Genomic DNA, 2,502 nt, shown 5'->3' on the forward strand with positions numbered 1-2,502 from the left:
GAAAATTTAATGCAACCATTCTTTTCCCCATTGATTCAAGTCCTTTAAAATCGGCATCAGCGATTTCCCTTTTTATGTCAGCTCATATTCTGTATGCTCTGTCATGACTTATAACGCACGTTTTTATATCTTTTTGGCTATCTGTGCGATTTTTTCGAGTTCTTCTTTCCGTTGACGATCACTCATATACTCCACTCGTGTAACTTGTGTCATTTTAACCGGTTTAATACCACAGGGTTTCAAGATTTGAGATTTTAGAACCTTTGCGTAGTCTTGAGAAAAAGGAAGAAAAATTTTTGGCGTATTATGCGTCGTAATGATCCACGCTTTTCCATCTAGTTGCCCCACCGGACCTCGAGGTCCATTCTTATAAGCAAAACCTGCAACAAAAACACGATCAATAAAACCTTTTAAAATAGCCGGCATCCCACTCCACCAAGTAGGGAAAATAAAAATCAACTGATCCGCCCAACTCAATAAATCTCTATATGGTTTCATGTCTTCATTATGCTGTAAATCTCTCCTTTTATGCGTTTCATCAAAACGTAAAACCGGATCAAAGTTTTCTTTATATAAGTCTACTATTTTAACTCTATGATATGGTGCTAAATGCTTTTGCACAGTTTGAAGGATTGATGCATTATAACTTGTTTCATTCGGATGTGAATAGATTATTAAAACATTCATCAGCTGTCTCCTTTTATATAAATATCAAGCATTGTTCTGACGGTCTTTTGAACATCATTTTCTTTAAAGCTTTCTCCAACAGGACTCCTTACCAATAGAGCCAAACCAGCAATAAAACTCCAAAAATGGATCAAAATTTCTGCGTCACCACTAGAAAGATTTTCCTCATCTTTAAGTCTTAACGCTACCGACTTAAAATGTTCAAATCCTGGTAAAGAGGAGTTGACTGAAATAGTTTCCTGGGATAACTCCATATAGTTATATGGAAATTTGATAAATAATGCTTCAAATAGATAGGTTTCCTCTTGGGCAAACCTTACAAAGTTACAGCCCATCAGAGTTAGTTGAGTTCTTGCATCTATGGAAGTATCAATTCCAAGTATCATATTTTTCAAAAAGAACATTGATAAGTGTTCCATAACAACTTGAATATATCTATCTTTACTTCCAAAATGCTTATAGGGAGCTCCATGAGTCACCCCACATTTTTGAGCTATTGTACGCATAGACATCCGGTCAATCCCGTTAGTTCTGATTTCTTCAATGCCGACCGAAATTAACTTTTCTTTCAGTTCTTCCGTATTCCGTTTCATTTGACCACCTTTCCTTATCGAAGTATACGTTGTCTACTTTTTATAAAGTATACACCGTCTACTTATATTTGTCAAATAAAAAAATACTCAAAACTTAGCTTCAGAGTCCCTAACCTTCTGTTATGTACTCTCCTAAGGAAAGTTTCTAAGAAGATTTTATCTTCAATTAAAAGGCTGAGACTACTGTCCCAGCCTTTTACTCATCCTTATTGACATTGAAACAAAAGCAATACTAAAACGAAAAAGACAAGGATAAAACACCTTGTCTTTTTAAAATACTAGCAACTTAGACTAACATAGTTTCAAAGCAAAAACAAACTAATGGCAAAATCTATATGTCAAATGATTCATTAATCAATTCCTCAATTTCCTTTATCCCTTCAAACTCTCCAACACTTTCGAAAAGTTCTATAGCTCGTTTGAAATGTGTGTTGGCTAATCCTTTATCTTCCAAGGCTAAATAGATTTCACCTAACCCTCTATAGCTACAAGCCTGAGAAATCACATCATCAGTCTGTAAAGATTGTTCCAGTGACAGATTCATGAATGTAAAAGCTTCATTAAGATTGTTTAATTTCAATCTCAAATAGCCTTGTTCGTAGTTATTTATAGCTTTCTTTAGATTATCATTGGGAAAATACTCTTCAATTATCTTCTCTTCATCTTCAATGAGCTTTAAAGCCTTATGAAAATCACCCTGATCTCTGTAGATCATCGCTAATTGATGTAATCCAATGTGTTCATGTTCTTTATCTTCATTTTGTTGAGCTAATAAAATGTATTTCTCAAAGATACGGGTACACGAGGCATAGTCTTTTTCTGCCAATAATAAATACCCCATCAGATTTAAAAGGCTAAAATCTGTACAAGTATCAATGGAAAAATCTTGTTCAACCAACTTTTTAGCTTCTGATGTTTTTCCCTCCAGAAACAAGTCCCAAGCTGTATCAATTTTAGAGACCATCTATTTTCCCCTTTCAACTATAAACAACCTTCATAAAATAAAATCACTTAAGAAGAATATACTAATCTTTACCTATTGAAACTTAATCAAATAAACCATCAATCTGCATTAAAATAATCATAAACCTCTTTATATGGAATTCTGTCAATGTTTTAGACAAATTTTGGGAGGAAATTTTGAAGACTAGCGTCCTTCTAATTTTCCCAATAAGTTTTAACTTCTTCAAAAATCTTATTCAAAAGTTCTGCATCTTTTTCT

3 protein-coding genes and 1 pseudogene are annotated in these 2,502 nt (G+C 33.7%); all 4 read right to left on the minus strand.

The annotated features are described in order from the left end of the window. Positions 1 to 6: 6 nt before the first annotated feature. Positions 7 to 96: pseudogene (locus tag ADM33_RS11845) on the minus strand (winged helix-turn-helix transcriptional regulator); the annotation flags it as partial. 27 nt (positions 97 to 123) lie between these two features. Beyond that, positions 124 to 687 (minus strand): NAD(P)H-dependent oxidoreductase, encoded by a 564-nt coding sequence (locus ADM33_RS03725; protein WP_049503229.1) that lies wholly within the window; start codon positions 685 to 687, stop codon positions 124 to 126. Next, complete coding sequence (locus tag ADM33_RS03730) at positions 687 to 1,280, minus strand: TetR/AcrR family transcriptional regulator (RefSeq protein ID WP_049503230.1); 594 nt, start codon at positions 1,278 to 1,280, stop codon at positions 687 to 689. The genes ADM33_RS03725 and ADM33_RS03730 overlap by 1 nt, the downstream gene beginning before the upstream one ends. A gap of 331 nt (positions 1,281 to 1,611) precedes the next feature. Beyond that, entirely contained in the window at positions 1,612 to 2,244 is a 633-nt protein-coding gene (locus ADM33_RS03735; protein ID WP_049503231.1) for a tetratricopeptide repeat protein, read from the minus strand. Positions 2,245 to 2,502 lie beyond the last annotated feature (258 nt).

The organism is Streptococcus oralis (genome assembly GCF_001075875.1).
Classification (GTDB): domain Bacteria; phylum Bacillota; class Bacilli; order Lactobacillales; family Streptococcaceae; genus Streptococcus; species Streptococcus oralis_I.